Here is a 19,149-nt window from a genome sequence, read left to right on the forward strand (position 1 = left end):
AGATGTTAAAACAACGCGCTACTATCAGGGATCATTCAGCCGAGGCTAATTTAGTCGCTCGTCGTGCATTTGTGGCATTTGTTTTTGTTTTAATTGTGATCGGCATTCTGTTTGTTAACGTCTTTAACCTGCAAGTTAAACAGCACCAAAGCTATAAAACACGCTCCAACGAAAACCGCATTAAAGTTATTCCTATTGCGCCAAACCGAGGTTTAATCTACGACCGTAATGGTGTGCTGCTAGCTGAAAATCGCCCTGTGTATAATTTGGAAGTAATCCCAGAAGAAACACAAGAACTAGATAAAAGCCTCAAAGAAATTGCAGCGTTATTTGACATTACCCCTGAGCAGCAAGAAGAGTTCTTAAAAAGCATCAAACGCAAACGCCGCTTTAAAAGCCAAATTCTAAAATCGCGTTTAACCCCAGAGCAAGTTGCCTTATTTTCTGTCAATCAGCATAAATATCCGGGTTTTAGTGTTGAAGCACGCTTGGCAAGGCATTACCCATATGGTGATGCGCTCACTCATGCCATTGGCTACGTTGCAAAAATGAATAAAGCCGAACATCTCGAACTAGAAATGGAAGGGCGAGATGTTAATTACCGCGCAACGCGAGATATTGGCAAACTAGGCATCGAAAAGTATTACGAAGAAATTTTACATGGTGTGGTTGGCAGTGAAGAAGTTGAAATTAATAACCGCGGTCGAATTCTTCGCACCTTAAAATCAACGGATCCAGAACCTGGCAAAGATCTTATTTTGACCTTGGATATTGGTTTACAACAAATTGCACAAGCTGCACTCGCTGAGGAGCGCGGCGCAGTCGTTGTTATGGATGCAAGGGATGGTGGTATTTTAGCGTTTTATTCAAACCCAAGTTACGACCCTAACCTGTTTGTTCATGGAATAAGTGGCGCGGACTATAAATCCCTACTTAACCCAGATAGACCTTTAGTGAACCGAGTAACCAAAGGGGTTTATCCGCCTGCATCAACCATTAAACCACATCTAGCAATACTAGCGCTTGATGAAGACGTGGTAACCGAAACAACTCAAATCCACGACCCGGGCTTTTTTAAGTTACCTAAAGCAGAGCACCGTTGGCGTGACTGGCGACCTTGGGGACATGGTAAAGTTGACGTGTATAAAGCCATTGAAGAAAGTTGTGATACCTACTTTTATGAAGTGGGCTATCGCTTAGGGATCGATAAAATCAGTGAGTTTATGTACCAATTTGGTTTTGGCCAACTCACAGGCATTGATATTTATGAAGAAAAAACCGCTAACCTGCCATCGCGTGAATGGAAAGAAGTAACCTATAAATTACCTTGGTATCCGGGTGACACGCCTAATATTTCGATAGGTCAAGGTTACTGGACAGCCACACCGATGCAAATTGCCAACTCAATGAGCATTATGGTGAATAAAGGCCTGCGTTTTCAGCCACATCTCGTATCTGCAACCAAGCTAAGTGATCAGGTGCAAATTATTGCCCGCGATGAGAAGCCACCAATCCAACTTAAAAATGAGGCAAATTGGGATATTGCGCTTCGTGCGATGTACAACACTGTGCATTTGAAAAACGGTACAGCACACAAAGCATTTATTGGTGCGCAATATACAGCAGGCGGAAAAACCGGTACAGCGCAAGTAAAAAGTATTGCTCAGGGTGAACGCTATAATGCTGAAAAACTCGATGAGCGTCATCGTGACAATGCCATGTACGTAGGTTTTGCACCTTATGAAAAACCAGAAATCATCGTAGCGGTTACCGTAGAAAATGCCGGTGGAGGCTCTATAGTGGGTGCACCGATTGCACGTACCTTAATGGACTATTACTTTTCAAATAAACCTGAATCACTGGTAGGTAAACCGTGAAGGCGCTCAATCATAATAAAACCATTTGGGATAGATTGCACTTAGATTGGCCTATGTTGGTAGCCATTTTGGCCTTAATGGCAGGCAGTTTAGTGGTTGTCTACAGCGCCGGTGGACAAAACATTGATTTGGTAATTCGCCAAGCTACACGTATAGGGCTTGGCTTATTTGTGATGTTTGCCCTTGCACAAGTATCACCAACTAACATGCGTCGTTGGGCGTTGCCAATTTACCTTGTTGGCGTTGCATTACTTGTTGCTGTTATGTTTTTTGGTGTGTCGAGTAAAGGCGCACAGCGTTGGCTCAATATTGGTATTCGCTTTCAACCCTCAGAAGTAATGAAGCTCGCCATGCCCATTATGGTTGCTTGGTACATTAGTCGCTACCATTTACCACCAAAATACCGCCATTTAGCAATAGGTCTTTTAATTGTTGCCGTCCCTACCCGATTAATAATGAAACAACCTGACTTAGGTACATCAATTCTGATTGCCAGTTCGGGTTTATTTGTGTTGTTTTTTGCAGGCCTTCATTGGCGACTAATTCTAAGTGCTTTGGCTGTTGCGCCGGTAGCTATTTATGGCTTTTGGCATTATGGCATGCACGACTATCAAAAGACTCGCGTATTAACCATGCTTGACCCTGAGAGCGATCCTCTCGGTGCTGGCTATCATATTATTCAGTCAAAAATTGCTATTGGCTCTGGCGGTATTGAAGGTAAAGGTTGGATGCATGGAACGCAGTCACAACTTGAATTTTTGCCTGAGCGTCACACCGATTTTATATTCTCGGTACTTAGCGAAGAATTTGGTTTAATTGGTGTCACAGTTCTACTTAGCTTGTATTTATTTATTATTGCTCGTGGTTTATTTATTGCTGTTAGCGCACAAGATGCGTTTGGCAAATTACTTGCTGCGAGCATCACCCTGACCTTCTTTGTTTACGTTTTTGTAAATATTGGTATGGTATCAGGATTATTACCTGTAGTAGGGGTTCCCCTTCCCCTTATCAGCTATGGCGGTACGTCCATGGTAACCCTGCTTGCGGGGTTCGGTATTGTTATGTCTATTGCAACCCATAAGCGTATTTTGGTGAAATAACACAATGAAACACCTACTACTTTTAATTATTTTAATTTTAATCTCAGCCTGTGCACCTTCTGGGCGCTACAGTATGCGTCATGATGCAGCACCGCTTCGTGCACCCTACCCAGAAGAAATGCAAGATGTGACTGTTACTTCTGAAAAGAAAAGTATTTCAGCCAGTCAGCCTTATGAAGTGCTTGGTAAACGATATATCCCACTGCACAGTGAAGCTGGTTTTACTGAAACAGGCATTGCTTCATGGTATGGCCGTAAATTTCATGGTCACGATACGTCTAACGGCGAGCCTTACGATATGTTCGCTATGACGGCTGCACATAAGACCTTACCTTTACCCAGTTTTGTTCGTGTAACAAATTTAGAAAATGGCAATACTGCTATTGTCCGTGTGAACGATCGTGGACCATTTCATGATGATCGGATTATTGATTTATCGTATGCTGCAGCCTATAAACTTGGCTATCACCGCCAAGGTACAGCAAAAGTAAAAATTGAAGCGCTACTGCCAGAGACAAATCATCACAATGCCTATATTCAAATTGCTGCTGCGCAAAGTGTGGAGCAATTAGGTATACTCGCGAAAGAGTTAACCTATGAATACCAGGTAGACAGTAAAATTGTAAAAAAAGATGGAATTTATCGTCTACGCCTTGGTCCAATCGACAACGCGCAAGTAGCCAAAGAATTACTCGATAAAATTAAAGCTAACAGTCATCAAAACGCATTCATGCTTTACAGTGACTGATTGCTTTAGGATAATTAACTTAAAATACCCAAAACTAATACAATTGACCCAAAAAGCCAATGAATCGAATTAAAAAAACAGTTATTGCTGCGATTGCAGCAGCGTCGTGCTTTTCTCTGCAAGCACAAATCATCCCTGCTCCGCCTCAAATTAATGCCAAGGGTTATTTCTTAGTAGACTTTACTACCGGTAAAGTCATTGCTGAAGGTGAAGCAGATACTAAATTAGCACCAGCCAGTTTAACCAAAATGATGACGAGTTATGTTATCGGCCTTGAAGTTGAAAGCGGCAATATTTCACTCGATGATCAAGTTACCATCAGTGAAAAAGCATGGGCTAAGAATTTTCCTGATTCTTCAAAAATGTTTATCGAAGTAGGTAAGCAAGTATCTGTTGAAGATTTAAATCGCGGTATCATCATTCAATCAGGTAACGATGCGTGTGTTGCTATGGCAGAGCATATTGCAGGTAGCGAAGCCGCATTTGCTGATTTAATGAACGCTCATGCGCAAAAGCTAGGCATGACAAATACGCACTTTATTAATAGCCACGGTTTAGATACCACTGAACATTTTACAACTCCACGTGATATGGCGACTTTGGGTGTGGCGCTTATCCGTGATGTACCTGCTGAATATGCACTGTATGCTGAAAAATCATTCACTTATAACGGCATTAAGCAGTATAACCGTAACTCTTTGTTATGGGATGAAAACTTAAATGTTGATGGTATTAAAACAGGCCACACAAGCGAAGCAGGTTATAGCCTTGTAACTTCAGCTAAAAAAGGCAATATGCGTTTAGTTTCAGTAGTTATGGGCACAAAAAGCGAGCGTTCTCGTGCAACAGAAAGCCGCAAGCTACTTAACTATGGCTTCCGTTTCTTCGAAACTGTAACACCGTATAAAGCAGGCGATAGCTTTGCTGAACAACGCATTTGGATGGGCCATAAAGAAACAGTTTCACTTGGTATTTTAGAAGATACGCCAATCACTATTCCGCGCGGTCAGATGAAAAACCTTAAAGCAAATTTTGAACTTGACCAAACATTAGAAGCACCTTTAGCTAAAGGCGTTAAAGTAGGTACTCTTTTCCTACAACTTGACGGTGAAGATATTGCACAGTATCCGCTTGTAACACTTGAAGAAATTAATGAAGGTAGTTTCTTCAGCAAGATTTATGACTATATTCGTCTGCAAATCAGCAATTAGTCGTTAGCAAGTTATAAAAAAGCGCCAATTGGCGCTTTTTTTGTAAACTTTTAGAATGACTGAACTTACTTCAAACTATCAACACAGATAAACAACCGCTAAAACACAGATAAGCATTATTAATAAGCCTTTTATCGAATTTATGGTAGACTAGCGGGCATTTTCTTAAGGCCAGCCAAATGGCCGTAATAACCCTATAATTACTGAGGTGAAATGTGGTTAATCCGGTTACAAATACAAAATTTGACGAGTTTTTAGAGTTTCCTTGTCCGTTTACTTTTAAAGTAATGGGTTTGGCAAATGTTGACTTAACTTCGCAAGTTTTAGCTGTGATGCAAAAATTAGCCCCTGGTGACTATGCGCCTAAAACAAAAGCAAGCAGTAAAGGGAATTATGAATCGGTAAGTTTAGTAGCTACAGTTACAAGTAAAGAACATATCGAATCAATTTATACTGAGCTTGGCTCAATTGCAGACGTACGTTACGTGCTTTAAGGCTTATTAACATGCCTAAATTAATTGTTCGACAACTTAATCGTCAAGATTACGAACCTGTATGGCAAGCAATGCAACACTATACAGATACCCGTGATGACGATGCCGCTGATGAAATTTGGTTAGTTGAACACAATCCTGTGTTTACCCAAGGTCAAGCTGGCAAAGAAGAACACTTATTAATGACCGGTGATATTCCGGTAGTTAAAGTTGATCGCGGTGGCCAAGTAACTTATCACGGACCGGGTCAACAGGTATTGTATGTGTTATTCAATTTACGTCGCCTTAAAATTGGTGTGCGAGAGCTTGTTACCTGGCTTGAAGAAACGGTAATCGATACACTGAAAGATTTTGGTATTGATGCATATGCAAAAGCCGATGCCCCAGGCGTTTACGTTGACGAAAAGAAAATAGCCTCTTTAGGCCTGCGTGTTAGACGCGGCTGTTCTTTTCACGGTCTTGCACTGAATATTGATATGGATATGGAGCCGTTTTTACGGATCAATCCATGTGGCTATGCTGGCATGGAAATGCTCCAAACCAAACAAATAAATGGTCCACAAACGCTTGCAGAAGCGTCAGACGGACTGGTTAAGCACTTAGTCAAACGACTAGGTAACACTGAATATGAGCAAGTAGTAGGTTTTTAATCGATGACTAAACCTGTAAAAATGCAACCGGGTGTAAAACTCCGTGATGCTGAAAAAATGGCACTTATCCCCGTCAAGGTTATGCCAACTGAAAAAGAAGAAATGCTTCGTAAGCCAGAATGGCTAAAGATCCGTTTACCGAAATCAAGTGAACGCATCGATGGTATTAAAAGCGCAATGCGTAAGCATGGCCTTCACTCAGTATGTGAAGAAGCATCTTGTCCAAATTTATCAGAGTGCTTTAACCACGGCACAGCCACCTTTATGATTTTAGGTGCGATTTGTACTCGTCGTTGCCCGTTCTGTGATGTTGCACATGGTCGTCCTTTAAAGCCTGATGCCGAGGAGCCAGAAAAACTAGCGCTTACTATTAAAGATATGAAGCTTAGCTACGTTGTAATTACCTCAGTAGACCGTGATGACTTACGTGACGGTGGTGCCCAACATTTTGCCGATTGTATTCGTGAAATTCGTAAGCACAACCCAGGTATTACAATTGAAATTTTAGTGCCAGACTTCCGTGGTCGTATGGAAAAAGCGCTCGAGATTTTAATTGATACGCCACCAGATGTATTCAATCACAACCTTGAAACTGCCCCTCGCCTGTATAAACTTGCGCGCCCAGGTGCTGATTATAAATGGTCTCTTGAGTTACTTCGCCGCTTTAAAGAAGCGCATCCAAATGTGAAGACTAAGTCAGGTTTAATGGTTGGTTTAGGTGAAGAGATCAGCGAAATTGAAGCAGTACTTCGCGATTTACGCGAACACAATGTGGATATGTTAACTGTTGGCCAGTATCTACAGCCTTCGAAACATCACCTACCAGTAAAACGCTACGTGCCACCAGCAGAATTTGATGCACTTAAAGACTATGCTGATGAAATTGGTTTTAGTCACGCAGCATGTGGCCCATTTGTTCGCTCAAGCTACCACGCGGATTTACAAGCCGCAGGTAAAGAAGTGAAATAAAAAATTATAAAAAAGCCAGCGACTCGCTGGCTTTTATATTTTCCCTTGTCGTAATGCACTGTGAATACAAAGTGGCGCAATCACCCGATGAAATGGCTTAATTAACGCCATATAAATACGGGCTTGCCAAGTCCGTAATTCAACCCGAGTTGCTATGACGAAAGAGTTATCCTCAACACGCTTTACCGATAACCACATTGCCATATTGCGCTCTTCACAAAAACTCACGATTTCACCTTCACTTACATGCACATACTCTAAAAAGCCGGCTTTCTGCCCTACCCGGATATTGTTTAGGCTCCCAGCCATGGTGCTTTCACTCGCTTTGAAACCAAAGTAACGAACAATTTTGTTTCTAAGCCTCAAAAGTAGCGTTACCCCTTTTGGTAAATCGGCAAATATGGCGAAATAAACCTGCGCTGCACTAAGAGACTGTTTTGTTGTCGTAACTAAAAAAGCATCTTGATAACACGGAAAGTGACTTTTACACGGTATATTCAAGTCAGATGGGAATTCTGCTGATTTAACCTTCATTTACTTTCGCTTCTGATTTAAAAGCATTTATTAATACTAAGACCCCCTCTTTATATCCCAGAATAAGCAACAGTAATGCAACTCCTCCGGGGATCAACACAGCCATAAGTAAAGGTCCCACAATATAGCTATAACAGCCAATAAAAGGCATAAATATTAAAACACCAAGTATTCTTTTTAACGTATCCATACATTTCCTTAACTTTTTTGAGCGCGCTCATTTTAAAATTGAGCGCGCTCAAAAATCAACTCAAAATTTTATTGCGTTAAATTCTGAAGCTGTTTTAATAAGCGCAAAGCAAGGAGTAACGTGTGTCGAAAAAAGAACAAACAAAACAACTTATATTAGAAGCAGCATGGCAACTTTTTCAAAAACAGGGTTATCAAGATACCAGCACACGCGATATAGCAACCCACGCGAAGGTTGCCAATGGCACTGTTTTTAGTCATTTCAAAAGTAAAATAGACATCTTAAAAGCAGGGTTTGAAGCGCAATTAGAAAATGTGCTGCTTGAAGCTAGTAAAACCGATATAAGCAAAACAGCCGCTGACCGCATGTGCCATTATGCCAATAGCCTTTACCCTTTTTACTTATCAAAGCGAGAGTTTAGCCGTGAATTACTCGCAACCATTATGTGGCAACAAGATGAACTCGCTCCACAATTAGCGCGTTTTAAAGCATTGCTTATCCATGATAACGATGCCAATGAAATGCAAGCTGAGATAATCATCGATCTTTATTTTATGACCTTACTGCATGGACTCAATCAAATAGACAGTACAACTAGTTCACTGATTGCCTTGTTAACATCAAAATTAACGAATTTAAAATTACCTAATTAAGAAACAATTAGATGCATTTGATTTAAATTAAGCGTAAGTTAATAAAAGGAAAGTAGAATAACCATAAATTCAACTATTTTTGCAATCACTCAAAATAAAGGAACTACTATGAATCGCTTTGCTAAACCATTGCTTTTATGTTCACTCATCGCTACTGGCTCAATGACATTAGCTGGTTGTCAATCAGCACCCGAAGTTGAGGAAAAGGTAATGAACAGTCTACAAACTGAAGTTTACTATCTAGATCGCAGCATGCTGCCGCCTAATTCAGAATTAACTGTAACCCTTGAAGATGTTTCAAAAATGGATGTTGCATCTACCGTGATTAGCAGTAAATTAGTCACCCTGAATAGCGCACCGCCTTATCAGGTGTCACTCGATTATGATAACGCCTTAATTAAAGACAATATGCGTTACAATGTGCGCGCACAAATTCGTAAAGACGGTAAATTGCTTTATACCTCAACGCAATCAAATAACCCTTTTGCATCTGACGAGCCATTAAAAATTCGTGTGACAAAAGTAGCTCCACCAGTAAAACCAAACGTATCGCTTACCAATACTTACTGGAAAGCAATGGTGCTTAATGGTGAATCGGTTAATACACCACAGGGTGCACGAGAGCTGTTTGTGCAATTAAAGGCTGATGGCAGCGTTAAGGGTTTTGCTGGCTGTAATAACTTTATGGGCAGTTTTATTGCTAAAGAATATGGCCTACGCTTTAAAGGCATGGCATCTACAATGAAGATGTGTCAAGGCCGTGCAAACGACTTAGATAGAAGTATGCATCAAGTTCTGCAAGATACATTTGAGTATAAAATTAAAGGTGAAACACTTACCTTATTTAACGAATCAAAAGTGAAGATCGCACAATTTAACGCTGTTTATTTTTAACAGCAAAGTGGTAAAAATAAGTATATAAAAAAGCCGCTATTAAGCGGCTTTTTTTTATTCTTCTACCAATTGTTCACTGCGGTAAAAACCACCCTCATCTGCTAATAAGGAAACAAGTTCAGGTAAACACTCATCCATTGTTTGTTTTAGTGTCCATGGTGGATTAATGACTATCATGCCCGACGCTGTCATGCCTAACTCTTCAGAGTCTGCGCTAGTGGCTAATTCAAATAATTGAATATTACGAATACCTGAATTTATTAAGCCTGCTTCCATAATGTCAATGCGCTCTCGAGAAACCACAGGGTACCAAATCATGATGGTACCGCTATTAAATTTCTCATAGGCTTTTTTAACCGTTTTAACAACTTGCTCGTAATCCGATTTAATCTCATAAGGCGGATCTATCAATACACAACCGCGTTTTGCTTGTGGAGGTAATAGGCCTAGTAAACCTTGAAAACCATTTTCTTTTCGCACAAAGGTTTGTTTACGACGATTGCTTAACTCTGCCATATTGTTTTTAAGGCTTTCGCTGTCTTTAGGATGAAGCTCAAACAACCAGCGCTTATCATGCTCACGCAATAAGCTATCAGCAACCATTGGCGATCCAGGGTAAACTTCAAGTTCACCTTGATTAAACTGTTTTACCTTGGCGACGTAATTGGCAATTGCGTTATGATCACCTTGGTATTGCCACAACTTTGCTATGCCATCCAAATACTCTTGTGTTTTTTGTGCCTCAGCCGTTGCTAAGCGGTAAATCCCCACTCCTGAGTGCGTATCGATGTATTCGAGAGGTTTGTCTTTTTTTGTTAAATAAGAAAGCGTTTCAATTAACACTAAATGTTTAATAACATCTGCAGGATTTCCCGCATGAAACGAGTGGCGATAGCTCAGCATAAACAGCCCTAAATGTATTTTTAAGCCATTATACCCCTTTTCTTAACTGAGTATGGGTAGATTTTGTTCGGTTGAATCGAAATTAGCAAAATAACCTGAACTTAGCCTTGGTATTGTCATCAAAAACCCATATTTATGTCATATCTATTCTTTTTTTAAAGGCGTGCTATTATGAGCGACAATTTATACTCTACGCTACATACGCTAGTTGATCAGTTAATTTCCCAAAACCAAAGTCTCAAGCAAGAAAAAATTAACCTTGAGCAAGCATTAGCAAAAACCAAAGATGAGCTTGAAACTACTCAGCTTGAACTCATGGAGTTAGAAGAATCTGCGAATTCCCAACATGCATCGTTAAATGAACTCGTATCTAAGCTTAACCAAGCGGCAAGCTAATTTATGACTCAAGGTGATAATCGCGGACTCGCAATTACCCTACTCGGCAAGCAACATATGGTTGCTTGTCCAAAAGGCAAAGAAGATGATTTGCTGGCTGCTGCACAAAGATTAAATACTGAATTAAATGAGTTTAAACTGCGTGCACACACTAAAAGTGACGATAAAGTGTTACTGATGGTGGCATTAAACCTCTGCCATCAGTTGCTTAGCACTGAATCAACGCATTCAGAGCAATTAAATGGACTGGTGAATAAGTTGTTACTCGCAATTAAATAGCAGTTCATTTTTATTTACTGCACATCTCATTACACGTTTACTTATTTTTAATTTAAATACCGCTTAAAAAGAGTAAACGTGTTTTCACTTCTCAATTCACGGGTTGTCTTCGTTTTCATAAAAGTTGAACCCATAACTATTTTAATTTGTTCAACTTATATCTCAGATTTTGCTGGAAATTATTATCCTATTACGATATTAATGTGACACTTTCAATTTGCTGAAACTTGCTTGGCTATGCAAACATCACAACTATTTGGCATAAAACTACTGGTGATAAGTTTTGTTTTTTTTGTCATTTTAATTGTCGATGCAGTGGTAATTTGCCAACTTTTAAACACCAATAATTCAGTAACGGTATTACAAGTTCAGTTGTGGGGAAGCTGTTTGGTAGCAGGTGGTATTGTTGGCGGTATTTCCCTTTTGCAGCTAAAAAAAATCAGCGTAATACGTGTTTCAAGTTACCTAATTATGGCCTTGATTTTTATAGCCTTACCTTTTGTATTCGCAACAAGCCCTTATTCTTTAACAAGTTTTTTTAATTTCTTTTAAATCCTAAAGTTATAAACTTTTTTCAAATCTGTCATTTGTGATACTTTTTTCTTGTCTACACTTAGTTTAATCAGGGTTTAAATTAGCATGATAAAAGGCTCGTTTTTATGTCGCAGCAATGGCATTTAAAAGTAATCGTTTTTGTACTTTCGGTACTCTTTTTGAATACCCATGTTACTGCTGCCACCGCTAAAACAAACCTTTGGCTTACTATTGCAAATAACCAACAGCTACCCTACCAAAAGCACCCATTAATAGATGAAAAGTTGAAGTGGTATTTACAACAATCGTTTTACGCTAATTCAATTTCTCTCAGGGCAAAACCTTACTTACCTTATATTGTTGCTGAACTTAAAAAACGCAACATGCCGTTAGAGCTTGCATTGTTACCGATTGTTGAAAGTGAATTTAAAATGACTTCTTCACAACGTGGTGCCGCGGGGATTTGGCAGTTAATGCCGATAATCGCAGAATACTACAATGTGCCTATTAACGAACACTATGATGGGCGTTTTGATTTAATGCTCTCTACTCAAGCAGCGTTAAGCTATCTGCAAGATTTATATTTAGCATTTAATAAAGACTGGTTATTAGCAATTGCCGCATACAACAGCGGTGAAGGTAAAGTTAAACAAGCGATGTTGCATAACAAACGCAACAAAAGACCAACCGATTTTTGGCATTTAACCTTGCCGCAAGAAACCCGTGAATACGTACCAAAATTATTGGCGCTTGATAAACTGGTTAAAACCAAACCTCGATTTTTTAACGCGATAGAGCACAAACCAACAACACGAATGATTGATATAGAGCAGCCGTTTTCAATGCTAGTGATTGCTGAGTTATTAAAAATCCCAAATACAGAGTTACTTAAACTTAATAGTGCCTATATTGCCGATAAAAGTGCACCAACAGGGCCTTTCCATTTGTTGTTACCAAACGAATTAGCCACCACACTTGAGCAAATCCTCCTATTTAGCCGAGTTGGGCTGGAAAAAGGGTATCGTGTTAAAAAAGGAGATTCATTGTATCGCTTAGCTAAATTAACCAATACCTCAATTGCCAAACTTAAATCTCTCAATCGCTTAACGTCTGATAAGCTGTTACTAGGGCAGGAACTTATTCTGCCAGCAAGCAGTAAGACTATGCCTAACCTAGTGCGTGAATATGCAATAAGCCGCTACATTAAGCGAGTAAAGCCTGAAGTAGAAACCCTTGAGGTTAATTACGTTGTAAAACCAAGTGATTCACTTTGGCATGTTGCTACCCTCTTTGATGTTACTGTAAAACAACTGCGTGAATGGAATGCGCTTAACCACACCACCATTATTAAACCGGGCCAAACACTTAATATTAAAATTACCCAATCAAAGAAACCCTCATCACAACACCAGCTTATTACAGACATTGCTTTGCAAATTCCGTATTTTTCACTCACCAATACCGCGCCATTAAACAATTGATTTTCGCGTCTTAAATCGATTTCATATATACTGCGGAAAATTGTTAAAGTTAGGATTGTTATGCAAATCGCAAAAGATACTGTTGTAGAATTTCACTACACCGTTTTTGAAGGTGAAAACCAATTAGAATCAAGCAAAGATGGCGCACCATTAGCGTACCTTCACGGCCATGAAGGCATGTTACCAGGCTTAGAAAAAGCACTTGATGATAAGTCTGCAGACGATAAATTTAGCGTTGAGCTTGAAGCGAAAGATGCATACGGCCCGCGTCATGATAATGCGGTGCAACGCATTCCACTTAAGCACCTACAAGGCGCTAAAGTATGGAAACCAGGTATGACTGCATTAGTTCATACAGATCAAGGTCAACGTCAAGTAACGATTATCAAAGTGGGTCGATTCAATGCTGATTGTGATTTAAACCACCCATTTGCTGGTAAAGACCTAAAGTTCGATATTGAAGTTGTATCAGTACGTGCAGCTACAAGCGAAGAGTTATCGCATGGCCATGTGCATGGTGCAGGCGGCTGCGGTCACTAATCAATGAGTAAAGTTGCAATCGTAACAGGTGGAAGTAAAGGCATTGGCGAAGCGACTGTGGCGCGGCTAATAGCTGATGAGTATATCGTTTATAACTTGGATATTACTCCATCAGAAACAGGTCAACATATTCTTTGTGATGTAAGCGATGTTGATGCTGTTGCCAATGCGGTAACCACAATCGGTCAAAAACACGGGCAAATTGACGCGTTAGTTTCAAATGCGGGACGTCATCTTTCAGCTACTATTGAAGACACCTCAGAGCAGATGTTTGATGATCTCTTTGCACTTAACGTAAAAGGTGCTTATAGCCTGATTAAACATGCATTACCGTTTATGAAAACGCATGGTGGTGCAATTGTGCTGGTTGCTTCTGATCAAGCGCTTATTGGCAAAAAGAATTCCTTTGCTTATAACTTAACAAAGGCATCTCTTGCCTCAATGGCGCGCACAACAGCGCTTGATTATGCAAAGCACAACATCCGTGCTAACGCTATCTGCCCAGGTACGATTGAAACACCTCTTTATCATAATGCAATAGACAGCTATTGCGAAAAAAGCGGTGCCAATAAAGCTGAAATTCATGCTGAAGAAGCGGCTTTACAGCCATTAAATCGATTAGGTCAAGCGACTGAAGTTGCTGACTACATCGGTTTTTTAGTGAGTGATAAAGCTAGTTTTATTTCAGGCAGCCTACAGGTCATTGACGGTGGTTACACAGCACAGTAACGCTATTTTCGACCCTCACCTTCATCTTTTTTATTTAGATGAAGGTGATTATTTTTGGCTCAAAAATGCCCTTCCCCCATGGCCTCAACTTGCCATGTTGCAAAAAAACTTTTCAGTCAAAGACCTTATCTTAAATAGTGATTATACACTCTCTAATTTTGTGCATATTGAGGCTGGATTTAATAACCAACAGCCAGAAAAGGAAATCGCGTTTCTTGAAAACGCTATTGGTAAGTTACACAAAGCCATTGGGTATGCTCAAATAGATCTCGCGCCAAGTGTATTTGAAGAACAAATAAAAACCTTACAAAAGTTCAGCTCGTTTGTGGGAATTAGGGATATCACGGAAGGTAACGATGCAATGCGTTTACACGCAGATAGCGTTAATCACAATTTTGCCTTACTGGCGAAAAATAAACTTATTTTTGAAGCGCAATTTGAAATCAGTGAATTGCCTCACACAACGCGTTTATGTGAGCTTGCTAAAGCACACCCTAATTTAAACATCGTGCTTAATCACGCAGGCCTTGTCACACCAAAAAATTATGAAAATTGGGTAACAGCGATTGTATTGCTGGCAAAAATTCCGAATATTTACATTAAATATTCAGGTTTTGAAATGCAGCAAATGACGCTTTCAAACACGTTTCGTAAGCAAATTTTTAAAGATATAACAGAGAATTTCACGTTTGAGCGCGTTATGTTTGCCAGTAATTTCCCAATTTGCTTAATGACATCAAGCTATTTATCACTGTGGCAACATTATAAACAGCTCTGTGCTAACGATGCGATATGGCAAAAACTAAGTTTTGACAATGCATCACAGCTTTATAAATTTTAAAGATGCTTAACCAATAAGTTTGAGCGCTTTTTCTACCTGATGCCAAGCATAATCATGTAACTTCCAATGCCCCGGTGACCAACCATCTAAAAACCGTGCAAAATCAGCCCATGCTAAGGGATAAAGCGCTAACCAAGAATCAATAACATAATTTGCAGTGGCCACAGAAAAACCGTCACATGCTTCAAGGAACGCTTGTTTATAGTATTGCAGCAAGTCTTCTTCATATTTAAAACACTGCTCACTGGTAAACGCACTGCTTAGCAATAACATCACATCGATAATGCCAATCCCACCACCAACATACTGAAAGTCGTAACCAACAATACTGTTACCTGCTTGCATAAAATTAGCAATTTTTGCATCACCATGAATAAGCGTTTGGTACTTACATGAATGCAGCATTGTATCTAGCTCGAAAGCCGATTCCTTTAAAGCAATGTGTGACATTGCGTTAAATTCTTTTGGTCGCGTTGCCAAATGCCAGTAACTTCCTTGAGGCCATAAGCCCTCAGGGCATTTACCAAGATTTTGCGCATGAAAGTTCGCGAGCCAAACTAAGATTTGTTTTACAGAGAAAAGGTCTTGCTCTGCAATTTCATGAAAACCTTCTTGCGCTAAATCACTTAATAACAAGTACTGTGTGTTTTCATCTTCAATAAATCCTAGGTAGCGAGGTGTTTTAACATTCAAATGCATCGCATATTGCCGATAAAACGCTTGCTCTACACGGTACGATTTAAGTTTACGCTTCGATGCAAAGTCACTGCTCCACCCTTTGGGGTGGTTAATTTGATTAGGCATAGAAATGGATTTTACAACAATGCTTTTTTGCTCAGGGCCAAATGACATGCGCTGTAAACTGCCAAAACCACTCCAAACTGTTTTGAAGGATTCAACGTTACAAATATGACGCTCACCTAGAACATCACAAATTTTCTTTTGTATTTGCTTGCTTAGCATATCTAACCCTGTAAAACCAACTGGGCTAGCTTAACATAATTAGATTTAGTGCAAAAAAAAGAGCAGCACTAGCTGCTCTTAACATCAACGAATAACAATTAGAAATTCTGTTTAGTCGCTTTATAATTCAAAGTTACACCGTAATAGAAAAAGGTTCCTTTTAAGCCTATATGCCACTCACCAGCTTCAGGTTTTTCTATCATACAACTTTCATTACTACCCCATAAATAAGGACGGCAATCATAATTTCGTTTCGTTGGTTTCTTATCATGTCTTAGGTATAAATCTGCTTCTCCATAACCTTCAATAGATACCTCTAAAGTATCAAAACCTTCTGGAAGCTCGATCATTTGTCTATTCCACCAGAACCAACCAGATAAGTTTTCAATTTTACCTTCGATGATTGTAGGCTCAGGGCGAGTATCAAAGTCAATTACAATAGGGTCATGATCTGATGCACGGTATGGCGTATCCGCATATAAACTAGCTAGGTGCTTTTCAGACTTATATTCCATGTTGTAATCAAGCGATACTGGTTCATCGGCGTTAATATGCCAATCTTGAATGCCCACAACTTTATCGTACATACTGCTTGATGCAAAAGCGTGATCTAAGCTACCAATACGACCTTGATAAACATACGAATAATCACGTGTATGGCCAAAGCGTTGTTTCTTAATGTTAACAAAACCATTATTCACAAATGCGTAGATTGGATCTTCTTCACCATAGGCATTCATATCGCCCAGAATAACCATATCCTCATCAGCAACCGTTGTTGGATTTGTTGCAAGCCATTCGTTTAACTTATTTACTGCATTAACACGTGTTTGGTTCCAACAACCTTGGCCGTCTTTCTGATCTGCATCTAAGCCTTCTGCTTTAGTACAGCTACCTTTTGAACGTAAGTGAGTAATCACAACAGAAAAGGTTTCTTTAGTTAGTTTGTCAGTAAACGTTTGCATTACTGGTGGGCGGTTACCATAGTCAAACGGTTCAGCTTCAGTAAATGCAGCAGTGCCCACTTCTTCAACTTTGTTGCTACGATAGATGATTGCAGACATAATTGCGTCACCACCGACCTGCTCTGTGCCTAAATTAACAAACGCATAAGTATCATTTGCTTGCGCTGCATTTAGAGATGTAACTAAATCCGCAATCGCACTTAAGTCAGAAAAACCATCATTTTCCATTTCAAGCAAACCAATCACGTCAGCATTTAACTCTAAAATTGCATTTACCGTTTTTGCTTTTTGACGCTCAAATTCTTCAGCTGTATCTGCACCACGTGCAGTTGGGAAACCACCACCTTGGCCGTCACCATTAAAGTAATTAAGCACGTTAAAGCTTGCGATACGTACATAGCTGTTTTCAACACTCTCTGGCGCTTCTGTGCGCAGGTTTTCTTGAATAAAGTTTGGCGTTACAGTTGGGTGAATACGGAATTGACTGTAACCATAACCCATCACACCAGTAAGACCTGTCACTTTATCACCAAGACGAAGGGTATTGTACGCGTCAAGTTCAGGCGTAGGATAAGGGATCACTTCAGGGTTTTGTGCACTTGAGCCGTCATCTAATGTGATAGATTTAAGCTGATTTTCAGCTTCTAAAGCATTTGCTGCCTCGCCAGGAAGGGCAACTTGTGTGCTTTGGAATAAACGCTCGGTGCCAAGCTTTAGTTCACCATAACGTGAAAGACCATAAGTATCATTTACTACTAATTCATTTGATACACTTACCAGCATGCCTTCATAAGCTTCTAGGCCATTATCAGCAGGCAGTGACACTTCAACAGGTGCAAAGCTTTCTATGCCACATACTTTTAAATCGCTAACGAAATTAAGCTGCGTTTGGCCGTACTTTTCTTCTACCTTAGCGCGTAGTTTAACAACATCGCCTTCAGCCACTGGTTGTTTGTTGTAATAAACGAAAATACCTTCTGAAGTCATTACATCACTGTCTTGATCAAATGACTCTTCTTGTAAGAAGAAACCTTTTAGCTGATCATCGCCTTGTAATGAGGATGTAACGACGGCTTGTACTTCAACTGTTTCACCGTTCAGTAAACTTGCATCACCACTGCCCTGAATTGCGCTAATGAGTATTGCATCACCACCACACTCAACAGGATCTGGCTCTTCGGTTTGCTGGTTATGACTACCTACATTTGAAAAATCATCTTTTGGCAACGCCATCCACTCAACTTCACCGTCAAACTCAGCAAAAGCATCTACACGACCAGACTTTACAGACTCTAAACGCACTAAAGAACGATCTTGCGTACGTACATCGCCACTAACCCATGCAGAACCTGGATCAACACCGATTTGACCTAAGCTATCGATTACAACGTCGCTATTAGTTAACGTAACTGCGTCGTCACCATTAAACCAACTGCCATCAGTATCAAGTTGCGCTTTCGCTTTTAACTCTTCAAGCGCACGCGAATGCGCTACAACGTATGTCGTATTAGGTGCAAGTTCACCTGATAAAGTAATAGTACGACCTACTTCAGTTTTACCATTGAAGTAGAAGTTAAGTGCATAGGTTGATAAATCGACTGCTGTATCACCTGCATTAAAGATTTCAACTGCTTTATTGTAGCTGCCGCCTTCAACGTATTCTGAAATAATAACGTTTGCATTTGCACTTGCTGTTGCAAGCGTAATCGCACTCGCCAAAAGTGTTTTTTTCAACATTTTCTTGTTCCCGATTTTGTTTTTACCCGACTAAGGAACGTCGTATGCTAGGCATATAAAGTGACAAATCAATTACAAATTAGTCTTTATTTACAGTGATTTACGATTTATTTAACATTTTTGAAACATTTCAAAATAGAAGGACGAATGTCCGGTGTTTTTGCTATTTTTAGGAATAAGAAGGCTAAATTAATTAAATTATGGAATTAGCAGGGTGATTTTTTTATTCCTTTAGGACATATGACCTTGTTGCCAAAGAGTTCGAAAAACAAAAATCGATAACATAAAGCCACATGCTATTAATGAAGAGCAAATATCAAATCATCCAAATTTCACACGCGTATTTAACGAAGCCTTCTAATAAGTAATAAAAACGAGCAAACATAAACAATGTAAGCGCACAAATTGATAGCTGTTTAAGTGGATAAAAATAGTGTAGAGGTAGGAATAAACTGAAACAC

General features: G+C 39.7%; 20 protein-coding genes. 15 read left to right on the forward strand and 5 right to left on the reverse strand.

The features are described 5' to 3' along the window. Nucleotides 1–2 precede the first annotated feature (2 nt). From mrdA to lipA, 7 genes are all read left to right on the forward strand, one after another. The gene (gene mrdA / locus AAEU29_RS04465; RefSeq protein ID WP_421972239.1) at nucleotides 3–1,877 is read left to right on the forward strand and encodes a penicillin-binding protein 2; all 1,875 of its coding nucleotides are present in this window, start codon (nucleotides 3–5) and stop codon (nucleotides 1,875–1,877) included. Further along, nucleotides 1,874–2,977 (forward strand): rod shape-determining protein RodA, encoded by a 1,104-nt coding sequence (rodA, locus tag AAEU29_RS04470; RefSeq protein ID WP_421972240.1) that lies wholly within the window; start codon nucleotides 1,874–1,876, stop codon nucleotides 2,975–2,977. Before mrdA ends, rodA begins: the two co-directional genes overlap by 4 nt. Before the next feature lie 4 nt (nucleotides 2,978–2,981). Continuing rightward, nucleotides 2,982–3,725, forward strand: a complete 744-nt coding sequence (locus AAEU29_RS04475; protein ID WP_421972241.1) for a septal ring lytic transglycosylase RlpA family protein — start codon at nucleotides 2,982–2,984, stop codon at nucleotides 3,723–3,725. Nucleotides 3,726–3,784: 59 nt separating this feature from the next. Then, nucleotides 3,785–4,936, forward strand: a complete 1,152-nt coding sequence (locus AAEU29_RS04480; protein ID WP_421972242.1) for a serine hydrolase — start codon at nucleotides 3,785–3,787, stop codon at nucleotides 4,934–4,936. Between the two features lie 215 nt (nucleotides 4,937–5,151). Further along, the gene (gene ybeD, locus AAEU29_RS04485) at nucleotides 5,152–5,430 is read left to right on the forward strand and encodes a DUF493 family protein YbeD (RefSeq protein WP_274762989.1); all 279 of its coding nucleotides are present in this window, start codon (nucleotides 5,152–5,154) and stop codon (nucleotides 5,428–5,430) included. A gap of 5 nt (nucleotides 5,431–5,435) precedes the next feature. Further along, the gene (gene lipB, locus AAEU29_RS04490; protein WP_421972299.1) at nucleotides 5,436–6,080 is read left to right on the forward strand and encodes a lipoyl(octanoyl) transferase LipB; all 645 of its coding nucleotides are present in this window, start codon (nucleotides 5,436–5,438) and stop codon (nucleotides 6,078–6,080) included. A 3-nt stretch (nucleotides 6,081–6,083) separates the two neighbouring features. Further along, complete coding sequence (gene lipA / locus AAEU29_RS04495; RefSeq protein ID WP_372769981.1) at nucleotides 6,084–7,049, forward strand: lipoyl synthase; 966 nt, start codon at nucleotides 6,084–6,086, stop codon at nucleotides 7,047–7,049. 33 nt (nucleotides 7,050–7,082) lie between these two features. Here the strand turns inward: lipA and AAEU29_RS04500 are convergent, their stop codons facing one another. Both AAEU29_RS04500 and AAEU29_RS04505 read right to left on the reverse strand, forming a co-directional pair. Next, entirely contained in the window at nucleotides 7,083–7,583 is a 501-nt protein-coding gene (locus AAEU29_RS04500; protein ID WP_421972243.1) for a DUF2867 domain-containing protein, read from the reverse strand. Then, nucleotides 7,573–7,773 carry a hypothetical protein gene (locus AAEU29_RS04505; protein WP_421972244.1) on the reverse strand — a complete coding sequence of 67 codons (201 nt, stop codon included), beginning with the start codon at nucleotides 7,771–7,773 and terminating at the stop codon, nucleotides 7,573–7,575. The genes AAEU29_RS04500 and AAEU29_RS04505 overlap by 11 nt, the downstream gene beginning before the upstream one ends. A 122-nt stretch (nucleotides 7,774–7,895) precedes the next feature. On the opposite strand from AAEU29_RS04505, the gene AAEU29_RS04510 reads away from it, so the two are divergent. Further along, on the forward strand, nucleotides 7,896–8,426 hold the full coding sequence (locus AAEU29_RS04510) for a TetR/AcrR family transcriptional regulator (protein WP_421972245.1): 531 nt from the start codon (nucleotides 7,896–7,898) through the stop codon (nucleotides 8,424–8,426). 108 nt (nucleotides 8,427–8,534) lie between these two features. Then, entirely contained in the window at nucleotides 8,535–9,320 is a 786-nt protein-coding gene (locus AAEU29_RS04515) for an META domain-containing protein (protein WP_421972246.1), read from the forward strand. A gap of 54 nt (nucleotides 9,321–9,374) precedes the next feature. On the opposite strand, the gene AAEU29_RS04520 is transcribed toward AAEU29_RS04515, so the two are convergent. Beyond that, nucleotides 9,375–10,223 (reverse strand): 23S rRNA (adenine(2030)-N(6))-methyltransferase RlmJ, encoded by an 849-nt coding sequence (locus AAEU29_RS04520; protein WP_421972247.1) that lies wholly within the window; start codon nucleotides 10,221–10,223, stop codon nucleotides 9,375–9,377. Between the two features lie 171 nt (nucleotides 10,224–10,394). On the opposite strand from AAEU29_RS04520, the gene AAEU29_RS04525 reads away from it, so the two are divergent. The 6 genes from AAEU29_RS04525 (at nucleotide 10,395) to AAEU29_RS04550 (ending at nucleotide 15,023) form a co-directional block, all read left to right on the forward strand. Then, nucleotides 10,395–10,619 (forward strand): DUF904 domain-containing protein, encoded by a 225-nt coding sequence (locus AAEU29_RS04525; protein ID WP_421972248.1) that lies wholly within the window; start codon nucleotides 10,395–10,397, stop codon nucleotides 10,617–10,619. A 3-nt stretch (nucleotides 10,620–10,622) separates the two neighbouring features. Further along, nucleotides 10,623–10,898, forward strand: a complete 276-nt coding sequence (locus AAEU29_RS04530; RefSeq protein WP_421972249.1) for a cell division protein ZapA — start codon at nucleotides 10,623–10,625, stop codon at nucleotides 10,896–10,898. 659 nt (nucleotides 10,899–11,557) lie between these two features. Next, nucleotides 11,558–12,913, forward strand: coding sequence for a LysM peptidoglycan-binding domain-containing protein (locus tag AAEU29_RS04535; protein WP_421972250.1), 1,356 nt, complete (start codon nucleotides 11,558–11,560; stop codon nucleotides 12,911–12,913). Nucleotides 12,914–12,973: 60 nt separating this feature from the next. Continuing rightward, nucleotides 12,974–13,453 (forward strand): FKBP-type peptidyl-prolyl cis-trans isomerase, encoded by a 480-nt coding sequence (locus AAEU29_RS04540; protein WP_274762981.1) that lies wholly within the window; start codon nucleotides 12,974–12,976, stop codon nucleotides 13,451–13,453. Nucleotides 13,454–13,456: 3 nt separating this feature from the next. Then, nucleotides 13,457–14,182 carry an SDR family NAD(P)-dependent oxidoreductase gene (locus tag AAEU29_RS04545; RefSeq protein ID WP_421972251.1) on the forward strand — a complete coding sequence of 242 codons (726 nt, stop codon included), beginning with the start codon at nucleotides 13,457–13,459 and terminating at the stop codon, nucleotides 14,180–14,182. Beyond that, nucleotides 14,163–15,023 carry an amidohydrolase family protein gene (locus AAEU29_RS04550; protein WP_421972252.1) on the forward strand — a complete coding sequence of 287 codons (861 nt, stop codon included), beginning with the start codon at nucleotides 14,163–14,165 and terminating at the stop codon, nucleotides 15,021–15,023. Before AAEU29_RS04545 ends, AAEU29_RS04550 begins: the two co-directional genes overlap by 20 nt. Nucleotides 15,024–15,029: 6 nt before the next feature. On the opposite strand, the gene AAEU29_RS04555 is transcribed toward AAEU29_RS04550, so the two are convergent. Further along, nucleotides 15,030–15,986 (reverse strand): phosphotransferase, encoded by a 957-nt coding sequence (locus AAEU29_RS04555; RefSeq protein WP_421972253.1) that lies wholly within the window; start codon nucleotides 15,984–15,986, stop codon nucleotides 15,030–15,032. A 98-nt stretch (nucleotides 15,987–16,084) separates the two neighbouring features. Beyond that, nucleotides 16,085–18,688, reverse strand: coding sequence for an ExeM/NucH family extracellular endonuclease (locus AAEU29_RS04560; RefSeq protein ID WP_421972254.1), 2,604 nt, complete (start codon nucleotides 18,686–18,688; stop codon nucleotides 16,085–16,087). Nucleotides 18,689–19,149: the final 461 nt, after the last annotated feature.

The organism is Pseudoalteromonas aquimarina (assembly GCF_049257255.1).
Classification (GTDB): domain Bacteria; phylum Pseudomonadota; class Gammaproteobacteria; order Enterobacterales; family Alteromonadaceae; genus Pseudoalteromonas.